Origin of the sequence: Pseudotabrizicola algicola, assembly GCF_010915705.1 — a bacterium.
In the GTDB taxonomy this organism is placed as follows: domain Bacteria; phylum Pseudomonadota; class Alphaproteobacteria; order Rhodobacterales; family Rhodobacteraceae; genus Pseudotabrizicola; species Pseudotabrizicola algicola.
On the sequence record NZ_JAAIKE010000008.1, the window covers coordinates 1 to 23950 of the forward strand.

Annotated in this window: 22 protein-coding genes, 1 tRNA gene and 2 pseudogenes; 10 read left to right on the plus strand and 15 right to left on the minus strand. The window is 66.9% G+C overall.

Going from position 1 to position 23950, the window contains the following annotated elements; translation table 11 throughout:
* The first annotated feature begins 74 nt into the window (after positions 1-74).
* Positions 75-151, plus strand: a tRNA-Met gene (locus tag G3572_RS18115).
* 143 nt (positions 152-294) lie between these two features.
* On the opposite strand, the gene G3572_RS18120 is transcribed toward G3572_RS18115, so the two are convergent.
* The 9 genes from G3572_RS18120 to ftsH form a co-directional block, all read right to left on the minus strand.
* Positions 295-1239 carry a zinc metalloprotease HtpX gene (locus tag G3572_RS18120; RefSeq protein WP_164614552.1) on the minus strand — a complete coding sequence of 315 codons (945 nt, stop codon included), beginning with the start codon at positions 1237-1239 and terminating at the stop codon, positions 295-297.
* A 13-nt stretch (positions 1240-1252) separates the two neighbouring features.
* On the minus strand, positions 1253-2632 hold the full coding sequence (locus G3572_RS18125) for a GntP family permease (protein WP_164614553.1): 1380 nt from the start codon (positions 2630-2632) through the stop codon (positions 1253-1255).
* 2 nt (positions 2633-2634) lie between these two features.
* Complete coding sequence (locus tag G3572_RS18130) at positions 2635-3714, minus strand: patatin-like phospholipase family protein (RefSeq protein ID WP_240335629.1); 1080 nt, start codon at positions 3712-3714, stop codon at positions 2635-2637.
* A gap of 105 nt (positions 3715-3819) precedes the next feature.
* Positions 3820-4323, minus strand: coding sequence for an Hsp20/alpha crystallin family protein (locus G3572_RS18135; protein ID WP_164614554.1), 504 nt, complete (start codon positions 4321-4323; stop codon positions 3820-3822).
* A 21-nt stretch (positions 4324-4344) separates the two neighbouring features.
* Positions 4345-4746 (minus strand): Hsp20/alpha crystallin family protein, encoded by a 402-nt coding sequence (locus tag G3572_RS18140; RefSeq protein WP_164614555.1) that lies wholly within the window; start codon positions 4744-4746, stop codon positions 4345-4347.
* A gap of 16 nt (positions 4747-4762) precedes the next feature.
* Complete coding sequence (locus tag G3572_RS18145) at positions 4763-5182, minus strand: Hsp20/alpha crystallin family protein (protein WP_164614556.1); 420 nt, start codon at positions 5180-5182, stop codon at positions 4763-4765.
* 288 nt (positions 5183-5470) lie between these two features.
* The gene (locus tag G3572_RS18150) at positions 5471-8296 is read right to left on the minus strand and encodes an ATP-dependent Clp protease ATP-binding subunit (RefSeq protein WP_164614557.1); all 2826 of its coding nucleotides are present in this window, start codon (positions 8294-8296) and stop codon (positions 5471-5473) included.
* Between the two features lie 52 nt (positions 8297-8348).
* Positions 8349-8849 carry a phosphate-starvation-inducible PsiE family protein gene (locus tag G3572_RS18155; RefSeq protein WP_164614558.1) on the minus strand — a complete coding sequence of 167 codons (501 nt, stop codon included), beginning with the start codon at positions 8847-8849 and terminating at the stop codon, positions 8349-8351.
* Between the two features lie 4 nt (positions 8850-8853).
* Entirely contained in the window at positions 8854-10671 is a 1818-nt protein-coding gene (ftsH, locus tag G3572_RS18160; protein WP_164614560.1) for an ATP-dependent zinc metalloprotease FtsH, read from the minus strand.
* A gap of 281 nt (positions 10672-10952) precedes the next feature.
* On the opposite strand from ftsH, the gene G3572_RS18165 reads away from it, so the two are divergent.
* The 9 genes and pseudogenes from G3572_RS18165 (at position 10953) to dps (ending at position 18605) form a co-directional block, all read left to right on the plus strand.
* The gene (locus G3572_RS18165; protein WP_164614562.1) at positions 10953-11498 is read left to right on the plus strand and encodes an NADH dehydrogenase ubiquinone Fe-S protein 4; all 546 of its coding nucleotides are present in this window, start codon (positions 10953-10955) and stop codon (positions 11496-11498) included.
* 100 nt (positions 11499-11598) lie between these two features.
* Entirely contained in the window at positions 11599-12351 is a 753-nt protein-coding gene (locus tag G3572_RS18170; protein ID WP_164614564.1) for a rhomboid family intramembrane serine protease, read from the plus strand.
* Complete coding sequence (locus G3572_RS18175; protein ID WP_164614565.1) at positions 12342-13169, plus strand: SDH family Clp fold serine proteinase; 828 nt, start codon at positions 12342-12344, stop codon at positions 13167-13169. The genes G3572_RS18170 and G3572_RS18175 overlap by 10 nt, the downstream gene beginning before the upstream one ends.
* A 54-nt stretch (positions 13170-13223) precedes the next feature.
* Positions 13224-13649, plus strand: a complete 426-nt coding sequence (gene trxC, locus G3572_RS18180; RefSeq protein ID WP_164614567.1) for a thioredoxin TrxC — start codon at positions 13224-13226, stop codon at positions 13647-13649.
* A 70-nt stretch (positions 13650-13719) separates the two neighbouring features.
* Complete coding sequence (locus tag G3572_RS18185) at positions 13720-14790, plus strand: hypothetical protein (RefSeq protein WP_164614569.1); 1071 nt, start codon at positions 13720-13722, stop codon at positions 14788-14790.
* 4 nt (positions 14791-14794) lie between these two features.
* Positions 14795-16231, plus strand: a complete 1437-nt coding sequence (locus tag G3572_RS18190) for a phospholipase D-like domain-containing protein (RefSeq protein WP_354004067.1) — start codon at positions 14795-14797, stop codon at positions 16229-16231.
* A gap of 158 nt (positions 16232-16389) precedes the next feature.
* A pseudogene (locus tag G3572_RS22165) lies at positions 16390-17364 on the plus strand (cation:proton antiporter domain-containing protein); the annotation flags it as partial.
* Between the two features lie 172 nt (positions 17365-17536).
* Entirely contained in the window at positions 17537-18007 is a 471-nt protein-coding gene (locus G3572_RS22170) for an NAD-binding protein (RefSeq protein ID WP_240335632.1), read from the plus strand.
* A gap of 121 nt (positions 18008-18128) precedes the next feature.
* Positions 18129-18605, plus strand: coding sequence for a DNA starvation/stationary phase protection protein Dps (dps, locus tag G3572_RS18200; protein WP_164614571.1), 477 nt, complete (start codon positions 18129-18131; stop codon positions 18603-18605).
* A 490-nt stretch (positions 18606-19095) separates the two neighbouring features.
* Here the strand turns inward: dps and G3572_RS18205 are convergent.
* From G3572_RS18205 to G3572_RS18230, 6 genes and pseudogenes are all read right to left on the minus strand, one after another.
* Positions 19096-20052 (minus strand): annotated as a pseudogene (locus G3572_RS18205) (IS5 family transposase).
* Positions 20053-20450: 398 nt separating this feature from the next.
* The gene (locus G3572_RS22380) at positions 20451-20573 is read right to left on the minus strand and encodes a hypothetical protein (protein WP_354004068.1); all 123 of its coding nucleotides are present in this window, start codon (positions 20571-20573) and stop codon (positions 20451-20453) included.
* A gap of 52 nt (positions 20574-20625) precedes the next feature.
* Positions 20626-20883 (minus strand): hypothetical protein, encoded by a 258-nt coding sequence (locus G3572_RS18215; protein WP_164614575.1) that lies wholly within the window; start codon positions 20881-20883, stop codon positions 20626-20628.
* Positions 20883-21563: a YcbK family protein gene (locus tag G3572_RS18220; protein ID WP_164614577.1), complete on the minus strand. Its 681-nt coding sequence runs from the start codon at positions 21561-21563 to the stop codon at positions 20883-20885. The genes G3572_RS18215 and G3572_RS18220 overlap by 1 nt, the downstream gene beginning before the upstream one ends.
* 132 nt (positions 21564-21695) lie before the next feature.
* Positions 21696-22004, minus strand: coding sequence for a hypothetical protein (locus G3572_RS18225; protein WP_164614579.1), 309 nt, complete (start codon positions 22002-22004; stop codon positions 21696-21698).
* Between the two features lie 10 nt (positions 22005-22014).
* Positions 22015-23922 (minus strand): DUF2793 domain-containing protein, encoded by a 1908-nt coding sequence (locus G3572_RS18230; protein WP_164614581.1) that lies wholly within the window; start codon positions 23920-23922, stop codon positions 22015-22017.
* Positions 23923-23950: the final 28 nt, after the last annotated feature.

Consider the following 23950-nt stretch of genomic DNA (forward strand, 5'->3'; position numbering starts at 1 on the left):
CCAAACCTAATAAGAGACAAAACTCTCAATACGATAACAAAAACCCGATCGAAATTAATCGCCCTCGGGAATGGCGCGGGGTGGAGCAGCCCGGTAGCTCGTCAGGCTCATAACCTGAAGGTCGTAGGTTCAAATCCTACCCCCGCAACCAAAATCCACAAACATCTCAAATGCTTGGCTGGTGGTGTCCATATACCACAGGCCATCCGCGCGTTTACATCAACGCCACGTCAACAGTGCAACAGAAAAACCGCATTCGCGCAAAGTCACCCGCATTGGTAGGCATTGCGTGAGCTAGAACCAATACCCTGAGCGCCGAAACCCTGGCGGCGGCGGGATCTGCAAGCCTGCTGGTGGTGCCGCGCGGGGGGGCGACAGGGCAGGCATCTTGCGCCGCGGCGCGAGCGCACGCAGGCGCGCAACCCGGACTTCGGTCGGAGGGTGGGTCCGCAGGAGCGAGGGTTCGGGGATCCTGCGCCCGGGGAGGAAGATCTCTTCCCAGAAGCGCCCGGCCAGCCGTTCTAGCTTAGTCAACGCCGAGGCGAGCGCTTCGGGGTCACCCGTCAGTTCGACCGCGCCGAGATCGGCGTCGTACTCGCGCCGACGCGACAGCGACAGCTGCAGAAGCGCCATGATCGTGGGCGAGAAGACCAGAAGCAGCAGCGCCCCCCAGGGGAAGGTTGCTGCCCCCGCGGCCATTAGCGGCAGGTTGATGATCAGCAGGAACTGTCCCAGCCAGCTGGCCACTGAGACCGCGCGCGACATGGCATCGGCCAGACCCATCAGCCACAGGTCGCGGTTGGCGATATGGGCCACCTCGTGGGCGAGAACCGCGGCCAGTTCGCGCGGGGTCAGGAGCCTCAGAAGTGCGTCCGAAACGCAGACCGCGCTTTCCTCGGGCGGGCCCATGGCGAAGGCATTGGGCACCTGGCTAGGGACATACCACAGTTCCGGCGGGCGCGGCAGGCCGGCGCGGCGGGCGAGTTCGTGCAGCACCGCCACCCCCTCGGGCCATTCGCGGGGGCCAAGAGGGCGGGCGCGGTAGCCCCGCAGCAGAAACTCGCGCGAGAGCGACGGGGCCAGTGCCAGGCCCGCAAGTGACAGCGCGATCAGCAGCACTGTTACCTCTGGCCCGAAAATGCTGCCCAGCACGACCCAGGCGATCGCCGCCATGCCGCCCAGGATCAGCATCGTCTGGACGAGGTTCAGCAGGCGATGCGACGGGCTGGGCCGGATCATGCAGCGCCCTCTGTCAGAAACTGCCGAAGGCCGAGCCGAGCGCGATCAGCACGACCAAAGCCACCAGCGGCCCTGCGACCGCGACCACGGCAATGTCGGGGTAGGATTCGCGGTGCGTCCGGCCGCAGATCGCCAGCAGGCTGATGACCGCGCCGTTATGCGGCAGCGTGTCGAGCCCGCCGGTGGCCACGGCGGTGATCCGGTGCAGAAGCTCGGGCGCGATTCCCGCCGCCGCGGCCATCTGCAGATAGGTGTCGCCAAGCGCAGTGAGCGCGATGCTCATGCCGCCCGAGGCCGACCCGGTCATGCCGGCCAGAAGGCTCGTGGAGACCGCAAGCGAGATCAGCAGGTTGTCGCCGCCAAGGCCGGTCGCCGCGGCGCTGACGGCGGCAAAGCCCGGAAGCGCCGCCACGACCGATCCGAAGCCCACCAGGCAGGCGGTGTTGAAGATCGGCTTCATCGCGCTGTCCGCCCCCTCGCCGAGGGCCGACTGGATCTGCTCCTTCAGCCGCGTCCAGTTCAGGACCAGGATCGTCGCGCAGGCCAGCGTCAAGGCCGCGATCAGCGACCAGATGCCCCGCACCGTGTCCAGATCGGCCGCCCCGAAGCGCGGATCGGCCAGCCAGCCGGTATCGAGACGCGGCAGGACGGCGAAGGTAAAGGCGAGATTGACCGCCAGCACCACCAGCAGCGGGAGAAGCGCGACAGGTGCCGAGGGTCCGCCGCCGGATGTCGTGGCAGAGGGGGCGCCTTCCGTCTCAAGCAACTCGTCCCCGAGCCGCCTTGCCCGCGATTCCAGCCAGCGCCAGCCGATCAGGAACATCACGCTGCTCGCGATCAGCCCGAGCCCCGGTGCGGCGAAGGGTGTCGTGCCGAAGAAGCGCATCGGGATCGCATTCTGGATCGAGGGCGTGCCCGGCATCGCTGTCATGGTAAAGGTGAAGGCGCCCAGCGCAATGGCGGCGGGGATCAGGCGCGGGCTGATCCGGGCCTCGGCAAAGACCGCAGCGGCAAGCGGGAAGACGGCGAAGGCCACGACGAACAGCGACACGCCGCCATAGGTCATCAGCGCGCAGCACAGCACCACCGCCAGGATCGCCTGCCGCGCCCCCAGAAGCCGGATCGTGCCATGCGCCAGCACCGCGGCGCTGCCGCTGGCTTCCATCAGCTTGCCAAAGACAGCGCCCAGCAGGAAGATGGGCAGATAGAGCACGATGAAATCGCCCGTCGCTCGCATGAAGACCTGGGTGTAGAACGCAAGAACCGGCCCGTCCTGCGACAGGACCACCGCGAGCGCGGCCAGAAGCGGCGTGGCGATCAGCAGGTTCCAGCCGCGATAGGCCAGGAGTACCAGAAGCCCCAGCGCAACGATGATCGGCAGGATCGCAGTCATGCTCACTCCTCCAGCGGTTTCATCGTCGCCGAGCGCGGCACGTCGCGAAACAGATCGTCCAGATCCAGCGTCGAACGCTGGCCGAGCGCGTCGAAGTTGCGGTCGAGCCATTCGTCGGCCCAGCGCTCGCCGCGCTCGAACAGCAGCTTCAGATAGGCCCATTCCGGGTTGAGCTTGCTCGAGGCCGACAGATCCTGCACGTCGGCTTCGGTATGGATCAGGTGCAGATAGGTGGTCTCGGCCATCCCGCAGTCACTTCCCTCGGCGCGGTTCAACCTCTGGGTCAGCGCTATTGCGCGCAGATCCTTGATGAGCGAGGTGTTGAAGCTGATTTCGTTGATCCGGTTAATGATCTCGCGCGCCCGGCGGGGCGGTTGGGGGCGCAGGATCGGATTGATCTGCACGATGACGATGTCAGCCGTGCGCGCACTCTCGACGAGCGGCAGCAATTCGGGATTGCCGCTGTAGCCACCGTCCCAGTAGAATTCGCCGTCGATCTCCACCGCCGGGAAGAGCTGCGGCAGGCAGGCCGAGCCCATGACCGCGTCAAGCGTGACCGCCTCGCGCGAAAAGACGCGCGAGCGCCCTGTCCGGACATTGGTTGCCGCAACATGCACCGCAATCTCGCGGCTGGCGCGGACATTGTCGAAATCCACCGTATCGGCAAGCAATCGGCGCAGCGGGTTGAAACCCGCCGGATTCAGGTCGTAGGGTGAAAAGAGCCGGGACGCGATGTCGAACCAGATATAGCCTGGCGAATGATCGAGCGTGTAGCGCCCGAACCATTGATCAAAGGGGCTGCGCTGGATAGGCGAGAACCGGGCGGCATCGCTCACCGCCATCCAGAAGCGCTCCAGCGCTGCCCGCGCCCCTTCGCGCCCGCCCTGGACATAACCGTCAGCGAGAACTACCGCGTTCATCGCCCCGGCGCTGGTGCCGCTGATCTCGCAGATCTCGAGCCGCGGATCGGCGAGCAGCCGGTCGAGCACGCCCCAGGTCAGCGCGCCGTGCGAACCTCCGCCCTGCAGCGCCAGGTTGATCCGCCGCGGGGCGTTCGGTCGGGGTGTATTTTCCTGCATCATCGGCGCTCCATAAACTGGCCGGGCCTGTGCGCCGACGTCTGAGAAGGGGTATCGCGGTAAGGCAACGACCGGGGCGGCGCATGGTCCCGCCCCGGTCAGCTCGGCTCAGCCGGCCTTGACCTCGATATGCTTGACGCGGGCCTGGGCCTCGGGCGTCTGGGGCAGGCGCACGGTCAGCACGCCGTTCTTGAAGCTGGCCTCGGCCTTCGAGCCATCGGTGCCCGGCGGCAGCGGGATCGTGCGCCAGATCGCGCCATAGCTGCGCTCGGACAGGTAGTAGCCCTTCTTCTCTTCCTGCCTCTCGATCTTTTTCTCGCCCTTCACGGTCAGAAGGTCGTCAGTGACCGTGACCTCGATATCCTCCATCGTCATGCCGGGCAGTTCGATCGAGATTTCGATGGCGTTGTCCATCTCGACGACATCGGATTTCGCCTCATGGTCGCCCCAGGGCAGGTGCAGCCCTTCCAGCCCCTTGCCGAAACGGCTGAGGAAGCCTTCGAAAACCTGGTTCAGCTCGTGCTGCAGGGTGGCAATGGGGTGTTCGGTTTCGCGATGGGTTTCCGGGGCCTCGTCCTTGCGGGCCCAGGGTATCAGGTCCTTGATCTTCATGGCATCTCTCCTTTCACGGGGTCAGGCGGCCCTGACCTTGACTGTCTTGGGCTGGGTGGCCTCGCTGCGCGGCAGGCGCAGGGTCAGCACGCCATTCTTCATCTCGGCCTCGATGCGGTCGGCATCGAAATCCTCCGACAGGGTGAACGCGCGTTCGTAATCGCCGGGCTCGTATTCGGCATGCACGAGGCGCAGCTTGTCGGGTCCGGTCTCGCGCGACCGGGCGCGGATGGTCAGCACCCGCTTTTCGAGCGCCACATCCACATCCTCGGCCGCGACGCCGGGCAGTTCCAGCATCAGCGTCACGCCGTCCTTCGTCTCGACGATATCGGTCAGCGGCCGCCAGAGCGGGCGGTTGCGGGTGGTTTCGGCCGCAGCTTCGGCCGGGGTCTGTTCGGGGGCCTTGGTGACTTCGGTGGTCATGGGTCTTCCTCCTTTCTCAGGCGGCCTTGATCTCGATCCGGCGCGGCTTGTCCTCATCCGGGCGGCCCACGGCAATGCGCAGCACACCATCGGCAAAGCGCGCCTCGACCTTCTCGGGATCGACGCGGAAGGGCAGACGGATGGCGCGGGTGAAGCGGCCGAAGGCACGCTCGCGCCGGTGCCAGGTGGCGCCTTCGGGCAGGTCAGGCAGCTTGCGCTCGCCCGAGAGCGTCAGTACGTTGTCCTTCACTTGGATGTCGATGTCAGCTGGTTCCACGCCGGGCAGTTCGGCGGTTATCGCCGCAGCCTCTTCATTCTGCCAGACATTCAGGGCAGGGAAGGCACGCGGGGCACCAAAGGCGCTGTCCAGATCCTGCGACAGGCGGCGCATCAGTGCAAAAGGGTCGGCTGGATAGAGAGAAGTTCTGTAGAGCATGGTCACCTCCTTCTGACGGGCCCTGCGGCGCACACGAAGGACGGGTCGAGGCATCGGCAATGCCCCGTGCTCTTGGATCGGACGTCACCTCTGAAGGCCCGTGTCGGCGCCCGCGGTGGCCTGCCGCCTTGGCCAGACCCGTCGTCTTGCGTGAACCCCGTTCGGGCGTTCGGCTCAGATAAAGGGAGCGGGTGCATTGATTTCAAGAGGCAGGACATCGGAAAATTCATGTGCGATTGCAGTTCCTTGCAAGAGACGACGGCGGACGATGCCGCCGCCGTCGAGGGGTCAGTTCCCTGCTTCGGACGCTGTCTCGGCGGCAGGCGCGTCGGGTGTCCCGGACCCTGTGCTGTCGGTCCCGGCCGGTTCGATCCTGACCTGCTCGGCCGTCGCATCCCAGGAAATGCGCACTCGGTCGCCCGTGCCCACCTCGCCGCCCAGCATGGCGCGAGCGAGGCGCGTCTCGACCAGGCTGCGGATCTGGCGCTTGAGTTCGCGCGCGCCGTATTCGGGGCGAAAGCCTTCGGAGGCCAGCATGTCGATGAGACTGTCGTCGAACACGATCTCCACCCCCTGCGTTTGGGCGGTGCGCGTGACGCGCGCCAGTTGCAACAGCGCGATCTGCCGGATCTCGTCCTTCGATAGGCTCTGGAACACAATGATCTCGTCGAGCCGGTTCAGGAATTCGGGGCGGAAATGGCCGCGCAGCACCTCCATAAGTTCAGATTTCAGCGCCTCCGGCTTCTCGGCCGCGGTGCCGCGCAGGTGCAGGCGTTTCCGGATCCGGTCCGCCCCCAGGTTCGAGGTCGCGATGATGATGGTGTTGGTGAAATCCACCACCCGGCCCTTGCCGTCGGTCAGCCGCCCGTCGTCGAAGACCTGCAGAAGCACGTTGTAAACATCTGGATGCGCCTTCTCGATCTCGTCGAGCAGGATCACCGAATAGGGCTTGCGGCGGACCTTCTCGGTCAGTTGCCCGCCCTCGTCATAGCCGACATAGCCCGGAGGCGCGCCGATCAGCCGGGCGACCGTGTGCTTTTCCATGTATTCCGACATGTCGATGCGGATCATTGCATCCTCGTCGCCGTAGACGACCTCGGCCAGCGCCTTGGCGAGTTCCGTCTTGCCGACGCCGGTCGGGCCGAGGAACAGGAAGGTGGCGACGGGCTTCGAGCCCTCGCGTAGCCCCGCGCGCGCCAGCCGCACCGCGTCGGAGACCGCCTTGATCGCCTCTTCCTGGCCGATGACGCGCTCATGCAGGCGCTCCTCCATCTTGAGAAGTTTTTCGCGCTCCTCCTCGGTCAGCTCATCAACCGGGATGCCGGTCAGCTTCGAGACGATCTGCGCCACATGGGTGGCCAACACCTCGGCCGAGCCGGTGGCGCGGGCCTTTTCCCAGGCCTCGGTCAGGTCCTTCAGCGTGGCTTCCTTGGCCTCGATCTGCTTGCCGATCTCGGCGGCCTTGTCGTAGTTCTTGCGTGCGGCGGCATAGTCCTGCTCGCGCCGCAGCTGGTGCAGCTCGGCCTCGATCTCCTGCACATCGATGGGGCGCGCGGTGGCCGACAGCTTCACCCGCGCCGCCGCCTGGTCGATCAGGTCGATCGCCTTGTCGGGCAGGAAGCGGCCTTGGATGTAGCGGTCCGACAGTTCCGCTGCGGCCACGATGGCTTCGTCGGTGATCGTGACCTTGTGATGCGCCTCGAACGTGTCGCGCAACCCGCGCAGGATCATCATGGCTTGGGCGACCGTCGGCTCGGGCACCATGACGGGCTGGAAGCGGCGTTCGAGGGCGGCGTCCTTCTCGATGTGCTTCTGGTATTCGTTGAGCGTGGTGGCACCGATCAGGTTCAGCTCGCCCCGCGCCAGCATCGGCTTGAAGACGTTGGCGATGTCGAGACCGCCCTCGCCGCCGCCCTGGCCGGCGCCGACGATAGTGTGCAGTTCGTCGATGAACAGGATCATCTCGCCCTGGTGATCCGTCACCTCCTTGAGGATCTTCTGAACCCGCTCCTCGAACTCGCCGCGGTATTTCGCGCCGGCGACCATCGAGTTGATGTTGAGTTCCACCAGACGCTTGTCGCGGATCGCTTCCGGCACGCTGCCCTCGACGATACGCTGCGCCAGACCCTCGACGATGGCGGTCTTGCCGACGCCGGGCTCGCCGATCAGGACGGGGTTGTTCTTCTTGCGCCGCGCCAGGACCTCGATCGTGGTCTCGATCTCGGCCGCGCGCCCGATCACCGGGTCAAGCTTACCGTCGCGCGCCATCTGCGTCAGGTCGCGGGAATACTTGTCGAGTTCGGGCGTGTTGGTGGGCGCTTCGGCGCGGCCGTCCTCGGCCCCCGACTTGCCCACCACGCGGGCGACTTGCTGGCGCAACGCCTGGGGCGTCAGGCCCAGTTTCTTCAGCATGTTGGCGGCCACGCCTTCGCCTTCCTCGGCCAGCCCGATCAGCAGGTGTTCGGGGCCGACATAGGAATGGCCAAGGTCGGTCGAGGCGCCGAAGGCACGGGAGAGCGCATCCTTCACCCGGGGGCTGACGCCGATCTCGCCCTCGTGGGGCTTCTCGCCGCGCTTCGCCTCGGCCTCGATCTGCGCTTTCAGCTGATCGACCGAGACCTTGAACTGGTCAAGGACCGTGCGCACCACGTCCGAGTCGGTCAGCGCCAGCAGCAGATGTTCGGTGTCCACCTCGGCCCGACCCATCTCGGCGGCATGGCGCGCGGCGTCCTGCAACAGCTTCTCGGCCTGTTCGCTGATCTTGCTGGCAAAGCCGCCGCCCTGACGGCGGGCGCTGCGGGGGCGCGGGGCCTCATCGCCAAAGGTGGCGTCCACCACCTCGTCATCGCCCGCACCGCCCATCGCCCCCAGCGGCGGTAGGTCGAAGCCTGCATCGCCCATCAGGCTGCGGAAGGGCTGGTCGCCGAAGAATTCCTCGAACAGCCCCCCGCGCCGGCCGAACAGCGATTCGAGCGGCGAGGCCGTGCGCCCCTGGCGGCGCAGCACCTCGCGGTAATGTTCGTCGCAGAGCTCCATGTTCTGGGTGCGCCCGTTGACCGAGGCGCGGACCCGCACTGTGGCAGGTTTTCCGCAGATGTCGCATTTGCCTTGCATTGGCTTCCTCCGTGATGGTTTGCTGTGTTCGGGCGTTATTCGCCCCAAAATCTCAGTCTTTGCCTATATCTGCCTTGATCTCCTGGGCGGCGACGCGCGTCTCGTCCTGCTGACGGATGATCCAGAACAGCCCGCCAAGCGCAAGTGTCGAGAAGCCGAGCGCGGCCAGCGTCGCGGCGTCGGTCTTGGACAGGTCGAGGATGATGAATTTCCGCAAGAGCGCCAGCAGCGCCACCAACACCACAATGCGGACATGGAACACAGTGTCATGCGTCTCGAGCGAGACGATGATCGAGCGCTTGAACTCGAGCGCGATGATGACGGTGAAGATCGCGCCGAAGACTGTCTGGAACGACTGGAAGTCGGTCGGGTCGAGCGAGCCGGTGAGGACCAGGTCGAAGAAAATGCGAATGAAGAGGTTCCAGATCGACGCGAGGATCACGACGATCAACAGGAACGACAGCGTCAGGGTCGCAACCTGTTCGAAGCGCTGATAAAGTGAGAGAATCGCCCAGCGATCAAGAAATGAGTTCCAGTCCGAACGCATCGACATGGGCTTACTCCGCCGCCATGGGAACGGGCTTGAGCGCCGGGAAGTCGTCGGGCGTGATCGTCTCGCGTTCCAGAAGCAGCTTCGTGCCGGCCTCGAGATCGGCGCGGCGTTCAGTCAGCACCTTCTTGGCACGCTCGTATGCGGCGTCGATCAACTCGCGGATGGCGACGTCCACCTCCCGCGCTGTTGCCTCGGAATAGTCGCGCCCCATCAACACCGGCGCTCCGTCCTCTCCCAGATAGCTTGCGCGCTGTGCCTCCAGCACCGCCTGGCCCACCTTCGGGTGCATCCCGAAGCGGGTGACGATCTGGCGGGCGATGTCGGTCGTGCGGGCAAGGTCGTCGGCCGCCCCGGTGGAGATCTCGCCCAGCACCAGATCCTCGGCCGCCCGGCCAGCAAGAAGGACCACCATGCGGTTGTCCAGATCCTGACGCGTGATCAGGAAACGGTCCTCGGTCGGTCGTGTCATGGTGTAGCCCAGCGCGCCGATCGAGCGCGGGATGATCGAGACCTTATGCACCGGGTCAGCCCCGGGCAGCGAGGCCGCAGCCAGCGCATGGCCCATCTCGTGCCAGGCGACCGCCTCGCGCTCCTTCGGGTTCAAAAGCCGCCCCTTGCGCTCGAGCCCCGCGACGATGCGCTCGATGGCGGCGGTCATATCCTGCGTCGTCACCGCCTCCGCTCCGCGGCGGGTTGCATGGATCGCAGCCTCGTTGACGAGGTTCGCCAGTTCAGCCCCGGAGAAGCCGGGTGTCAGTGCTGCGATCTGATCCACATCAAGGCCCTGATGCTGCACCTTCTTCAGATGTACCCGCAGGATCGCCGCGCGCCCGGTCTTGTCGGGCCGGTCCACCACCACCTGCCGGTCGAAGCGACCTGCGCGCAAAAGCGCGGGGTCGAGGATCTCGGGCCGGTTGGTGGCGGCCAGAAGCACGATCCCCTCGCGCGGATCAAACCCGTCAAGTTCGGTCAGAAGCTGGTTTAGCGTCTGCTCCTTCTCGTCATGCCCGCCGCCGAAAGCGCCAGCACCGCGCTTCTTGCCCAGCGCATCCAGCTCGTCGACGAAGATGATGCAGGGCGCGGCCTTGCGGGCCTGCTCGAACAGGTCCCGCACCCGTGCCGCGCCAACCCCCACGAACATTTCGACGAATTCCGACCCCGAGATCGAGAAAAACGGCACACCCGCCTCGCCCGCCACAGCGCGCGCGACCAGCGTCTTGCCGGTGCCCGGCGGGCCCACCAGCAGGATGCCCTTGGGGATGCGCGCGCCAAGGCGGCCATATTTGTCCGGCTCCTTGAGGAAGCTGACGATCTCTTGCAGTTCCGCCTTGGCCTCGTCGATGCCCGCCACATCGTCGAAAGTCACGCCCGTATCTTTTTCGACATAGACCTTGGCCTTCGACTTGCCGACCGACATCATGCCGCCGAAGCCCTGTTTCTCGGCGAAGCGGCGGAAGAAGAACATCCACAGGCCGAAGATCAGCAGGATCGGCACGACCCAAGACAGTAGGGTGGTCAGGAAGGTGTTGGTAACCGTGCCATCGTATTCGGCGCTAGAGGCTTCCAGTCGGCGGGTCAGATCCTCGGGGACGATGTTGGTGACGAAGTTCGTGCGCCCGTCGATCGACTCGCGATAGCGCCCGGTGATTCGCTCGGGCTGCACCTGCACCGTGGCGATGCGGTCCTCTTCCAGAAGCTCGATAAAGCGCGAATAGGGGATGCGTTCGGTCACGCTCGCCCCCTGCCACCAGGACTGGAACAGCATCAGGAGCATGAAGGCCGCGATCCAGTACCAGATGTTGAACTGCTGTTCCTTGTTCATCCCTGCTTCCCGATCGACATGAGCCAGAGGCGATGCTACCGAATCCTTACGAAGCTTGCACCCCGAAACCTGTCACCGCTTCTGGCAGCACCGCGGAAGATCCCCGCCAGTTAATGGATACTATTCTGCTTTAACCGGATCTGTCTTGTGTTACTTTCTGGTTTCGTGGCACTTTTCGAGAACGAGGCAGGCCGCTTGACCGATAGAGTTTCAGCAAAGGTTTCAACAGAAGAGAAATTGCGTTCGGAATTCCAGAGAAATAGTCAATCAGGGGCGCGCGCATGGTCGACGGTCGAAATCGTCCGATTGAAACTCCGCGCATTCCCGGCACGGACTTGCGCTCTCCGGATGTGCCGTTGGCCATCATCCGCCGCCCGACGCGCGCGGCGACCCAGTCTGCGCCCCGTCCGCGTCATTGGGTACTGGAGTTCGAACCTGCGAGCGCGTCAACACTCGATCCGCTGATGGGCTGGATGTCCAGTGCCGATCCCTACCGCAGCATCAGGTTGACCTTCCCCGATGCCGCCAGCGCCATCCGCTTCGCCGAGGCCAACGACTGGCGCTACATCGTGCTGGAGGATGGGCCCCGCCCGGCCCGACCCCGCGCGCAGGCGGGCACGTACCGCCACCGGCTTCACAAGGGTGCAGATGTCGCCGGTATGCGCAAGCTGCCCTACCCGGGCGCGGCGCCTGCGCGCATCGGCCCGCCGACGGACACGAATGCTCCGGTCGATCCGATCGAGGAAGCTTCGCTCGAATCCTTCCCCGCCTCCGACCCGCCGGCCTGGACCGGCATCACCATCGGCCCGCCGCGCGGCAAGCCCTGATGCCGGTCGATTTTCGATACAATGGATCATCGAACCAGCCCGCGCAGGGGCGCAGTCCCGCGCTCGGGCCTGCCCCTACCGACCTGAGGAACACCCCGCCATGATGCCCTACGGACAGACGATCCCGGCGCGTTACCCGGCCGTGGCGGTCTGGACGCTGATTGCGGCCTGCGTGCTCGCCTTCCTGCACCAGACATCGTTGCCGCCACGCGTGCTGGAGGTGTTCCTGTTCCACTACGCGCTGGTGCCGGCGCGGTTCTTCGGACCGCTGGCCGCTGTCGCGCCGGGAGACCCGATGGTCTTTCTGACCAACATGTTCCTGCACGGGGGATGGCTGCACCTGATCCTGAACATGTGGACGCTCTGGGTCTTCGGCCCGGCGGTCGAGGACCGGCTGGGAAGCCTGCGCTTCCTCGGCTTCTATCTGGTCTGTGGTCTTGCGGCCTCTTTCGCCCATGCGTTGGCCAATCCCGACTCGGTCATCCCCGCGCTCGGGGCCTCGGGCGCGATTGCCGGGATCATCGGCTGCTATGCCCGGTTCTTTCCGCATGCCCGGCTGGTGATGATGGTGCCGGTCCTCTTCATCCCGCTGTTCTTCGAGGTCCGCGCAATCGTCTTTGCCGCGATCTGGTTCGCAATGCAGGCGATCCCCGGCATCCTGGAGTTCGGACAGCAGACCGACAGCGGCGGGATCGCCTGGTGGGCGCATATCGGCGGCTTCGTCGCGGGCTGGCTGCTGGCACCGCTCGTGCACCGGCCGCGGCGAGGCTATCGACGGTATTATCGGGACGAAGGCATCGCCGGCTTCCGGCCGGACGGGCGGCGCATCGGAGGGCGCGGACCATGGGGCTGATGGAACTTCTGTGGCTGTTCTTAATCGTCTCGGCAATGCAGCCGGTGTTGCAGCGGCGCTATCTCGATGCGATGCGCACCCGCAAGATCGCCCAGATCGAGGGCCAGCGCGGCAGCCGGGTGATCCTGCTCGTGCACCGGCAGGAGACGATGAGCCTCTTGGGCTTCCCGCTGATGCGCTACATCGACGTCAACGACAGCGAGGAAGTGCTGCGCGCGATCCAGCTTACTGACGACGACGTGCCGCTCGACATCGTGCTGCACACGCCCGGCGGGCTGGTGCTGGCCGCGACCCAGATCGCCCGCGCGATCCGCGCGCATCGGGGCAAGGTCACGGTCTTCGTGCCGCATTACGCCATGTCGGGCGGGACGCTGATCGCGCTGGCGGCCGACGAGATCGTCATGTGCCGCCACTCGGTCCTCGGCCCGATCGACCCGCAACTGGGCGGTATGCCCGCGGCCTCTGTGATCCGCGTGGCCGAGGAGAAGCCTATCGTCGAGGTCGAGGACCAGACCCTGATCCTGGCCGATGTCGGGCGCAAGGCCATCGCCCAGGTAACCGAGACCGCCCGCAGCCTGCTGGCCGCCCGGATGGAGTCGGCCGAGGCCGAGGCCCTGGCCACAAGGCTCGCCACCGGCACCTGGACCCATGACTACCCCATCGCCGCCGAGGAGGCGCGCGAGATGGGCCTGCCCGTCAGCCTGGAAATGCCCGCCGAGATCATGGAGCTGATGAAGCTCTACCCGCAGCCGGTGCGCCGCCAGGCGGGCGGTGTCGAATACCTGCCCGAACGGCGCCAACGCGAGGCGCGCCGGTGACCGCAGGATCGCAGCGTGATGCGTCGAAAACCGTGAAACAGAAGGAAAACCCCCATGCCCACCGTCGCCTGCCCCGAATGCGCCGCCACCAATCGTATCCCTGACGCCCGCTTGAGCGAAGGCCCCAAATGCGGGCGCTGCGGTGCGGCCCTGTTTCAGGGGCACCCGGTCGATCTGACCTCGGCCAGTTTCGACCGGCACCTGAACGCCGAAACCCCGCTTCTGGTCGATTTCTGGGCTGCCTGGTGCGGGCCCTGCAAGGTGATGGCGCCGCAGTTCGAGGCCGCGGCCCGCATGCTCGAGCCGCAGGTCCGTCTCGGCAAGCTCGACACCGAGGCCGAGCAGGCGATCGCCGGGCGCTACAACATCCGCGGCATCCCGACGATGATCCTGTTCCGCGCCGGCCGCGAAGTCGCGCGAACGAGCGGCGCCATGTCCGCCGCCGACATCGCCCGCTGGGCGCGCGGCCAGCTTGGCTGATCCGACATCTGGTCGCGGGCGGCGGCCTGAACCATCCGTTCAACTAACTCAAAAGGAAGAGAAAACCAGCATGAGAATTGTTCCACGTCTGGCCAAGGGAACCGACTATGAAGGTCCGGTGCTTGCGCAGCAGATCGAGGCAGCCGCGGAGGACCTGCTGCTGCCGCTCTTGCGCAAGCATGGCGCAGAGGACCGGCTGCTGCATGCGTTGCTGACCGAAGTGAAAGGGTCCACCCCGCGCTGGCGGCTCGATCTGCAGATGACCCTGCCGCGCGACCGGATCGCGACCGCCTCTGCCGAAGCCCCCGATCCCGAGACCGCCGTGGCGCAGGCCGTCCGTCGCCTGTTCCGCGACGCGAAGCGTCATGTCGACCTGCTCATCGACCGCAAGCGTCAGCGCCGGCAGAAGCAAAAGAATGCACGTGCCGCGATCACCGCGCGCCTTGCCGCGCTGCCCGCCGACACCGCGCCCGCCTCGCAGGCCGGCATCACGCCCTTGCTCGAGCGGCTGCGCGCGGTGGCCCGGCGCGAGCTGGCCTATCTGCGCGCGGCCGGCGATCTGGCGCCCGACTGGCCGACGCTGGACGATGTTGTGGACGAGGCCGCCGTCGCCACCCGCGAAGCCTGGGATCCCACCCGGCCCGGCGAAAAGGTCTGGCTCGCGCTCCTGCGCAACCTCTTCAAGGTGCTGAATTGCGAGGTGGCCGCCAACCGGGTCTTCGGGGAGGCGGTGTCGCTGGATGCCCCGCCGCCCGAGGACGCCCGCGATCAGGCCGAGGCCATGGTCGAGGAGGAGTTCCTGGAATTCCACCAGCCCGACGAAAGCCTGACGCTGGCCGATGTGCTGCCGGACGACATCGCGCCGCTGGCCGACGCACCCGCTGAGGACGAGACCGCGGCGGAGCAGGCCCTTCTCGCCGATGTGGTGAAGGATCTCCCGCAGGCCTGGCGGCGGGCCTGGCTTCTGCAGGATCTCGAAGGCCTCTCGGTCGCCGCCATCGCCGAAGTGCTGGAGACGACCAAGGCCCGGGCCGAGTCCTGGATCACCGAAGCCGAGGCCTTCCTGTCGGCCCGGATCGAGGATGCCGGCATCGTCCGGCAGGCCGGGCTGCGCCTGACGCTGCGCCGCACCCCGGGCTGACCGGGTGGTCCTGACTGGTCTTGATACGGTCGAGATCGCCTCGCTCATCGGTGGGGCGATCACGTTCCTGCTGGCCGTCGGGGCGGTGGGGCACGCGCTGGTCACCAAGCGCGATCCGCGCTCGGCTACGATCTGGCTGCTAGCGATCCTGCTCCTGCCCCTCGTCGGCGTGGTGCTCTATGTCCTGTTCGGCATCAACCGCTACCGCCGCCGTGCGATCCGGATGCGCGAGGAGCATCCGCGGCTGGCGCCTGCGCCGTCGCCCGACCCGGCGATGGCACCCGCCGCCTTTGCCGGGCTCGACCGTCTGGCCGGGCAGACGACGGGCCTGCCGCTGCTGCCCGGCAACCGCGTGACGCCGCTCGTGGACGGGGCCGAGGCCTATCCGGCCATGCTGGAGGCGATCCGGGAGGCCAGGGCCAGCGTGGCGCTGATGTCCTTCATCTTCGACGGCACCGGCATCGGCGAGGCCTTCGTCGCCGAGCTTGCGGCGGCGCAGCGTCGCGGGGTGGCGGTGCGCGTGCTCATCGACGATGTGCATGTGCGGCTCTCGCGCCGGTCGGCCTTCCGGCCGCTGCGGCGTACAGGCGTGCCGGTCGCGGCCTTCAACGCCACGCTGGTGCCGGCGCGGCTGCATGCCGCCAACCTACGCAACCACCGCAAGATCCTGGTGGTGGACGGCGCGACGGGTTTCATCGGGGGCACCAACATCTTTTCCCCCTACTGGCGCCCCGAAGCGCCCCGGCGCGCTTTCCGCGACCTGCATTTCCGGATCGAGGGGCCGGCCGTCCTGCATCTGCGCGACTGTTTCGCGCAGGACTGGGCTGACACCACGGGCGAGGTTCTGGACGACGCCTTCTGGTGCGGGGCACCCGCGCCGGTTCCGGACGGGGCGCCTGCCCGTGGGATTGCGGCAGGGCCGGATGAGACGCTCGACCGCATGCGCTGGCTGTTTCTCGGCGCCATCGCCACGGCGCGCCGCAGCATCCGCATCCGCACGCCCTATTTCGTGCCCGATCAGGCGACGATCGCGGCGCTCTCCGCCGCCGCCCTGCGCGGCGTTACCGTCGAGATCCTCGTTCCGGCCGAGAACGACCATGCCTTCGTGCACTGGGCCGCGCAGGCGCATTTCTGGCAGGTGATGCAACATGGCGCGCGCGTTCATGCCCGCCGCGGCCCCTTCGACCACAGCAAGCTCATGCTGGTGGACGATGTCTGGGTCTGCCTCGGCTCGGCCAACTGGGATGCGCGCAGCCTGCGGCTGAACTTCGAGTTCAACCTCGAGGTTTACGACCCAGCCCTCTGCGGGCGGCTCGCCGCCGATTTCGACCGCATCCGCGCCCAGGAGTGCGACGCGGTCACAGCCGAAACCCTTGCCACGCGATCCCTGCCCGCGAAGCTGCGCGACGGCTTCGCCAGGCTGTTCGCACCGATCCTCTAGAAATTGCGACCCGTCGCGCCCATATCGCCGCGGCCCCCCTGAAACACAAGGAATTCTCCCGTAGGTCACTGCCCGAACTCGGCACCTTCTACGAAATCGCCCTGCTGATCGGGCTGGCCACGGCTCTTGGTATCGTCGGCACGCTCCTGCGCCAGCCGATGATCGTGGCCTTCATCGCCGCGGGCCTTCTCGCCGGACCGGATGTGCTCAACATCGTCCGCTCGACCGAAGCCGTGGCGCTTCTGAGCCAGATCTCGATCGCGGTGCTTTTGTTCCTCGTCGGGCTGAAGCTCGACATGACCCTGGTGCGGAACCTCGGCCGGGTGGCGGTGGCCACGGGCCTCGGGCAAGTCAGCTTCACTTCGGCGATAGGTTTCGTTCTGTGCCTGGTCATGGGCTTCGACTGGTTGACGTCGCTTTACGTCGCGGTGGCGCTGACCTTTTCCTCGACCATCATCATCGTGAAGCTGCTCTCCGACAAGCGCGAGGTCGATTCGCTGCACGGCAAGATCGCGCTCGGCTTCCTGATCGTGCAGGACCTGTTCGTCGTCTTCGCCATGGTCGTGGTCTCGACCATGGGGCTCGGTGCCCACGAGGCGCATGGCGGTGGCGGCCTTGGCGCGCTCGTCATCGGGACGCTGGCGCTGGCAGCTTTAGCCTGGGTCTTCATCCGGCATCTGGCAGAACCGCTCACCCGTCTGCTCAGCCGGTCGGGCGAGCTTCTGGTGATCTTCGCGGTGGCCTGGGCGGCGGGGCTTGCGGCCGTGGCCGATCTGGTGGGGCTTGGCAAGGAACTGGGCGGACTGCTCGCCGGGGTGACGCTGGCCTCGACACCGGTGCGCGATCTTCTGGGGGCGCGGCTGGCGGCGCTGCGCGACTTCCTGCTTCTGTTCTTCTTCCTGTCGCTCGGCGCGGGGATGGACCTCGGCACGCTGGGTGCGCAGGTCGGCCCGGCCGTCGTGCTGTCGCTCTTCGTGCTGATCGGCAACCCGCTGATCGTGCTGGCGATCATGGGCTACATGGGCTACCGCAAGCGCACCGGGTTCCTGGCCGGGCTGACGGTGGCGCAAATCTCGGAATTCAGCCTGATCTTCATGGCCATGGGCATCGCGCTCGGCCATGTCGAGGCCGAGGCGATGGGGCTTGTCACCCTGGTCGGGCTGGTGACGATCACCCTTTCGGTCTACATGATCACATGGGCGCAGCAGCTTTACGAACTCTGCGCGCCGCTTCTGGGCATCTTCGAGCGGCGCACCCCCTTCCGCGAGCTGGCCGAGGACACGCCGGGCGCCGAGGACCGGCCGCATGACGTGCTGGTTCTGGGCCTCGGCCGCTTCGGAGCGCGGATCGCCGGTGGGCTGCGGGCTGCGGGCTGCGAGCCTGCGCCCGCTCGGGGTGGATTTCAACCCCGAATCGGTGCGTCTGGCGCGCGAGGCGGGGTTCGATGCGATCATGGGCGATGCCCACGACCCCGAGTTCCTGGCGCATCTGCCGCTTGGCAGCTTCAGCGCTGTCGTCTCGGCCACGCCGCGGATCACCGGCGCGTTGACCGAGGCGGATGGCCACGCCGCGGCCACCGCGGCCCTGCGCGAGGCCGGGTTCCGGGGCATGATCGCCGTGACGGTGGACGACCCTGCCCATGCCGGCCGGTATCGCCAAATCGGCGCGGATCTGGTCCTCAGCCCGTTCGACGATGCCGCCGAGGTATCTGTCGCGCGCCTGCTCGCGCAGCTGCGCCGGGGTGACGACGCTGCCGCAAGCGGAGGCGCGACATGAACGAGGCCATGGCACTCTCCGCGCGGCCCGGGGTCCGACCGCTTAGAGCTGCCGTCCGGGCAACGCTTGTTTGCGCCTGAAGAACGCGGATACTGACCGTCAATGCGAAAGGAGTTTCGACATGAAAACACTGAACGATCTTCCCTCCAACAGCCGTTCTGCCGCGGCGGAGAGGCTGAACGCCCATCTCGCGGGCGCGCTGGATCTGGCGCTTTGCGTCAAGCAGGCTCACTGGAACATTCGGGGCGCGGGCTTCATCGCCCTGCATGAAATGCTCGACGGGCTGCGCGCCTCGCTCGACGGCGAAATCGATACCATCGCCGAGCGCATCGCCCAGCTCGGCTTTCCGGCACACGGAACCCTGCAGGCGATTCAGCAGACCACATCGTTCGACCCGTATCCGCTCGAAGAGGTGGATATCAGCAAGCATCTGGCCGCGCTCGCCCAGCGGTACGCAGCCCTCGGGGGCGCGGTCCGTCGCGACATCGCGAACCTCGACGAGATGGGCGATCCGGCGAGTGCCGATATCCTGACCGGCACTGCACGCGTCCTCGACAAGGGGCTATGGTTCCTTGAAGCGCATCTTTCTCCCGCATAAAGAACGCAAAGGGCATGCCGGGACTAATGTGAGAAAAACACCTCTGTAATCGGAAAGTATGCAGACTCTCGAGCAGAAATACCGGTTCGTGCCTACCTGCGCTCCTTCGTAATCCGGTTCTTGGGCTCAAGGCGCCTTGGTAACGGCACGGGGGGCGTAGTGTGTTTGGTATAGGCAACTGCGGCAGAATGCAGACAAAGATCGAGCCACATCTGGCATATGCAAGGAGGAAAAAGGCCGAGAGTTTGCCGGGCGCGTCGAGCGGAAAGCCAACACGGGCGACCCAGATCCCGGGTTGCCGGAGAAATTTCAGTCCAAGGCTTGTGCGGCGCTGGAAGCCTATACTTGTGGATCATCTGATCTACGTGTTCCGCTGCGCCGAGATGGCGGCTTGAACGCTTCGGGGGCCGTATACGGGTTGTTGACGGTCATTTCGCGGTTCCTCGGCCGCCATATCAGCGGTTGGTCAAATTCCCGGACAGACTCGTCCTCATGCCAGAAGCCTGCTTCGCACCAGGAACAGGTTGCCGAGCGCGAACAGGGTGAAGAGCTGGGCGCGGTTCTTGACCAGTCCCCGGTAGCGGGTCTTCACGTAGCCGAACTGCCGCTTGAGGATGCGGAACGGGTGTTCGACACGGGCCCTGACCATGGCGATGATCCGGTTGATCTTCTCGTCCTCGGGGTGGAGCTTGCCGCCCTTCGGCGCCTTGCGCATCACGCCCCAGTCCTTGCCCTCCTCGGTGAACGCGGCCTCCCGCTCGGCGCTGACATAGCCCTTGTCGGCCCAGACCGAGGTTTCCTCGCCATGCAGCAACTCGTCCCAGACCCGACTGTCATGGACCCTGGCGGTCGAGGTCTCGAGGCTGTGGGTCACGCCGCTTTCGGCATCGACGCCGACATGCGCCTTCATGCCGAAGTATCACGTGTTGCCCTTCTTCGTGGACGACATCTCCGGATCGCGGGCGCCCGCCTTGTTCCTGGTGGATGACGGTGCGTCGATGATCGTCGCATCCACCAGCGTGCCCGAGCGCAGCGTGATGCCCCTGTCCGCCAGATGCGCGTTCACCTCGGCGAAGATCGTCTCGGTCAGCCCGTGCCGCCCCAGGAGCTGGCGGAAGTTGAGGATCGTGGTCTCGTCCGGAATGCGGTCGTCGCCGAGCTCGATCCCCGCAAAGCGCCGCATCGCCTCGCTGTCGTAGAGCGTATCTTCCGCCATCGGGTCGCTCAACGCGTACCAGTTCTGCAGGAAGTAGACCCGCAGCATCGTCTCCAGCGGCATCGGTGGCCGTCCGCCCTTTGGCCCCGCCTTCGGATAGTGCGGCGCGATCAGGGCCAGCAGCCGCGTCCACGGCACCACGGCATCCATCTCCGCCAGGAACTGCTCCCGCCGCGTCACCTTCTTCTTCATCGCGTCGCGAAGACCGGGAATGGCGGGCTGCTTCGGCATCGGCGGAACTCCTCAGGGGGCGCCCACGCAGCTTATAAGATCACACAAGTGACGGGAGGTACTTCAGGGGTTCCTTGTGCAGTTCCCGCTGAAAACAGCATTTGCCTCTCGGCCAGCGCCTCAATGAGGCGGATCGGCTCTGATCACCTGATCTCGAACCAGCGCATCGCGGTCTGCAGGAGATGGTCGTAATCGCCCGCAATGGCCTCGTCCATGAAGGCGGCGATCTCTTCGTCGGAGAGCCCGGCATCGCGAGCGGCGGCGCGACAGCGACCGAGGATGGCGAAGTCGTTGCCATCCTGGCCGGTGAGCGTGGTGTTTCGAGGTCATTCCGTGCGGCTCCGTTGACGCGGCACCACGACATCAGGCGTGGCCGGCGGGCATAGTCCAGTCGAGAGTCAGCGGCTGGCGTGCGGGGCTTGGCAGGCCCGCGCCTGGTCGCGCAGGACGGCGTAGTCGGCGAGCCAGCCTGCGATCAGCGCCCCCTCCGGCAGCGCAGCGACTTCCTCGGCGACACGCATCTGCTCGGCCGGACTGTACGCGACGACGGGCGGGCAGGCGCCGGGCGGTGCGTCAGAACCCGCCGTCGCGCAGCCGGTCAAGAAGATCGTTGCGGCTGCGAGGGCGGCGCGCGGCGGCGTCCAGCATCTGGCGGTGGATGGCATGGGTCTGCTCCAGCTGGTCGAGCCGCTCGCCGGCGCGGCCTGCGCGCTCGGCCGTCCGGCGAAGGTTGAGGATGAACAGGGTGATGGTGAGCGCGACGAGGGCGATGGCCGTCGCCCGCCGCGCCCATGGCCGGGCGAGAAGCCCGACCACAAGGCTGGCCCACATCAGCGCAGGCCCTTCTTCCAGTCGTCGAGGCGCGCCCAGACGGCCACCGCGATCCCGCCCAGCGCGAGCGCGATGAAGACCCAGCGGAGGGTGTCGAGATACGGCACCAGCGGCAGGATCGCGCCCTGTGCCTCCGCCAGAACCTCCTGCGCGACCTCGACCCCGGCGGCCCCTACCGTCGCCACCCCGGCTGCGCCGGTCCCGCGCAGCGTGCGGCTTGCGGCCAGTGTCTCGCGCGCGGGCGGGGTCTCGACGGCGAAGGGGACGGCGCGAGGCGGGAAGGGATCGCCCCAGGAGCGGGCGGGGCCGAGGTCGATATGCATGAAGCCCGACCGGGGATAGGCGCCGAAGCCCAGAAACCCCACCTCCCGGGCGGCGGCCTCGAAGGCGGCGGGGTCGTGGTTCGACATGGCGATATCGAAGGCCGTGCCGTCCATGTGCTTTGAGCGCGGCGCCCCGCCGACAGCGCGGTTGTGCTCGGGCGAGCGATAGGCCGAGCGGACGATCAGCGGCTTGCCCAGCCGGTCGCGCAGCGCCTGCAACTTGTCGAGCGCGGCGGGATGCAGCTTCAGCTGGCCGGTGCCGCGGCAGGCGATCTCGGCCGGCGAGAAGTTCGGCCAGCGCCAGAGGTGCAGGGGCACATCGCGGAAGTGACGGAAGGTGCGGACAGGGTCGGGCATGGGGGCCTCCTCGGGGCGTTGGACATGCAGGAATGGGCACCCCGCCGCTGCAGGAGCGGCGGGACGGGTGCGGTGATCAGGGTCTTGGGGCCGGCGTGACGAGTGGGCGGGGCGCTGGGCGCCGGGTTGGCGTCAGTCGTCGCGGCGGCGCTGGAAGGCTTCGAACATCAGGTTGCGCATGGCACGGATGTCACCCTCCATCCGCTCCAGCCGGTCGGCATCGGCCTTGCGGTCCTCGGCACGCCGGTGCTCGACCCGCTCGCGCTCGGCCGCAAGTTCGCGGTCGAGCCGGGCGAGCATGGCGTCATTGGTGAAGGCCCGGCGCGTGATGGCTGCGAGCAGCGCCAGCGTGCCGCCGATCAGCGCGGTGATGGCTGCTGTGATCCCGTGGTCGCGAAAGGCCCGGGCGACCTCTTCGAGGAGGGATGTGCGGTCGGTCATGGCGGGCCTCTCAGTAGTCAGTCTCGACATAGACACCGCTGCAGTCGTAGGCGACCGCAGTCGCCGTGCTGCCGGTGTTCATGTAGTTGCGGGGGCTCAGGAGCTGGGTGGCGGCCGGGAGGTTCGCGGTGAGTTCGACCTCGGCGATGGCGCCGGAGACTTCCTCGACCACGCGGACCCACACAGAACTCGCGTTGGGGGCGGCGTAGAGGAAGAGGGTCAGGACATTGGTGGGCGCATCGACGGGGAAGCTGGCGCCCAGATTGATCAGCGTGGGTGCGCCGGAGCCGGAGTTGTGGACGATCTGCCAGTTGGCATGGGTGCCGCGCTGGAAGCCGATGCCGATGGCGTTGACGACGGCAGACAGCGCGAGCGTCGTGGCTAGCGCGGCGGTGGAGCCCATCAGCCCGAAAAAGCCCATGCCGGTGGGCTGCAGCGTCGTCAGCGAGAGCCGGTTCACGTAGGTGAATCCGCCCAAGCCCTCGGCATTGCCGCGCCAGCAGACCCAGCCGGCCGAGCGTTCCTCGGCCGCCGCGTCTGCGGTGGCGGCGCTGGTCATCCGCCAGCGGCGCATGGAGGTGGAGAGGTTGGTGGTGGCGAGACCGGGCGTGGAGGCGGTGCCGACGCCCGTGCGCGGCATGCCGATCGCGTTGATCGTGGTGCCCGAGGACGGGGCCCAGTACGCGATCCGGTTCACCCCGAAATGCGGCTGCAACGGAAAGAGCCGTCCCGAGGGGCGCATGACCTCGAGCCAGGCGCTGCCAGCGCGGTCGCGGGCGTAGAGGTGGATGCGCCCCGCGGGCGGCGGATCGGGCGGCGTGGCGCGGCCGGGCAGGACCATGGGCTCGGGCAGTTCCACCCGGCCGCTGGCGCGGTCGATGCGCAGCGCGTCGTAGTAGGCCGATCCGTCCGGGCTGACCTTGAAGCTGAAATCATCGTTGCCGAGCAGCCCGATCAGGGCGCGCGCCGAGAACCCGGTCTTGAATGCGAAGGCGGCATCGTCGCCCGGCGTGTTCTTGTTGAAGGTCGCCTCGATCCCGTTGCCCGCGTGGTTGAACAGCATCGCGGGCGTGTTGATCGAGAAGCGGTTGAAGGCGTCGGCGGTGGCCCATCCGAGGCCGAGTTGCTGGGCGGTCAGGTTCGCCTGGGGCATAGCGACCTGCGTGACGCTGTTCGCGAAGGTCACCGTGGGCGTGTTGATCACCGTGGTGCCGCCCGCGCCAGCGGTGGCAGAGCCGATGTTGACGACGGTGTTCGACCCGGACGCCCCACCGGTCCCGATGTTCACTGTCTTGGTCGTGCCGTTCGTGGTCGCCCCGGTCCCGACGCCATAGGTGGCGGTGCCGGTGGAGGTGCCGATGGTCGCCGTTCCCCCGGAGGCAGTCAGCGTGCCGGAGAAGGTCTTGTTGCCCGAGAAGGTCTGCGTGCCCGCGAGGATCGCCAACTCGCTCGAGGTGTTGGGCAGCGTATAGGTCCGGGTCTGGCCGGTGGAGATCGCGGCCAGCGAGAACACGGCCTTCTTCGTCGGGTCCGCGTCGTTCACCAGGCTGAAGACGCTGTCGGGCACGTCGCGCGGCTCGCCCACGCTGGCCCAGCTGCTGCCCGACCAGACAAGGAAGACGCCTTCGTCCGCGACCCAGACCAGCCAGCCGGGGCGCGGGACCAGCCGCAGCCAGACGCCATCGACCCGGAAGGCCACGTTCAGATCCCAGCCCGCCCAGAGGCCGGTCGCGCCGGAGGCCACGAGATGGCGGTCGCCATCGGCGGGGCTGGCGGGCGGCACGGTGCGGGTGCGGTCCAGCACGGCCAGCTGCACCATGGCGTCGAGCAGCCGCAGCGCCTCGTTGTGGGTGACATGCTTTTGCGCCTGCGCGGCCATGAGATACGGCAGGCCGAGATGGGTGGTGGTGTCGGACATGGTCGATCCTGTGGAATTCCCGCTGGTG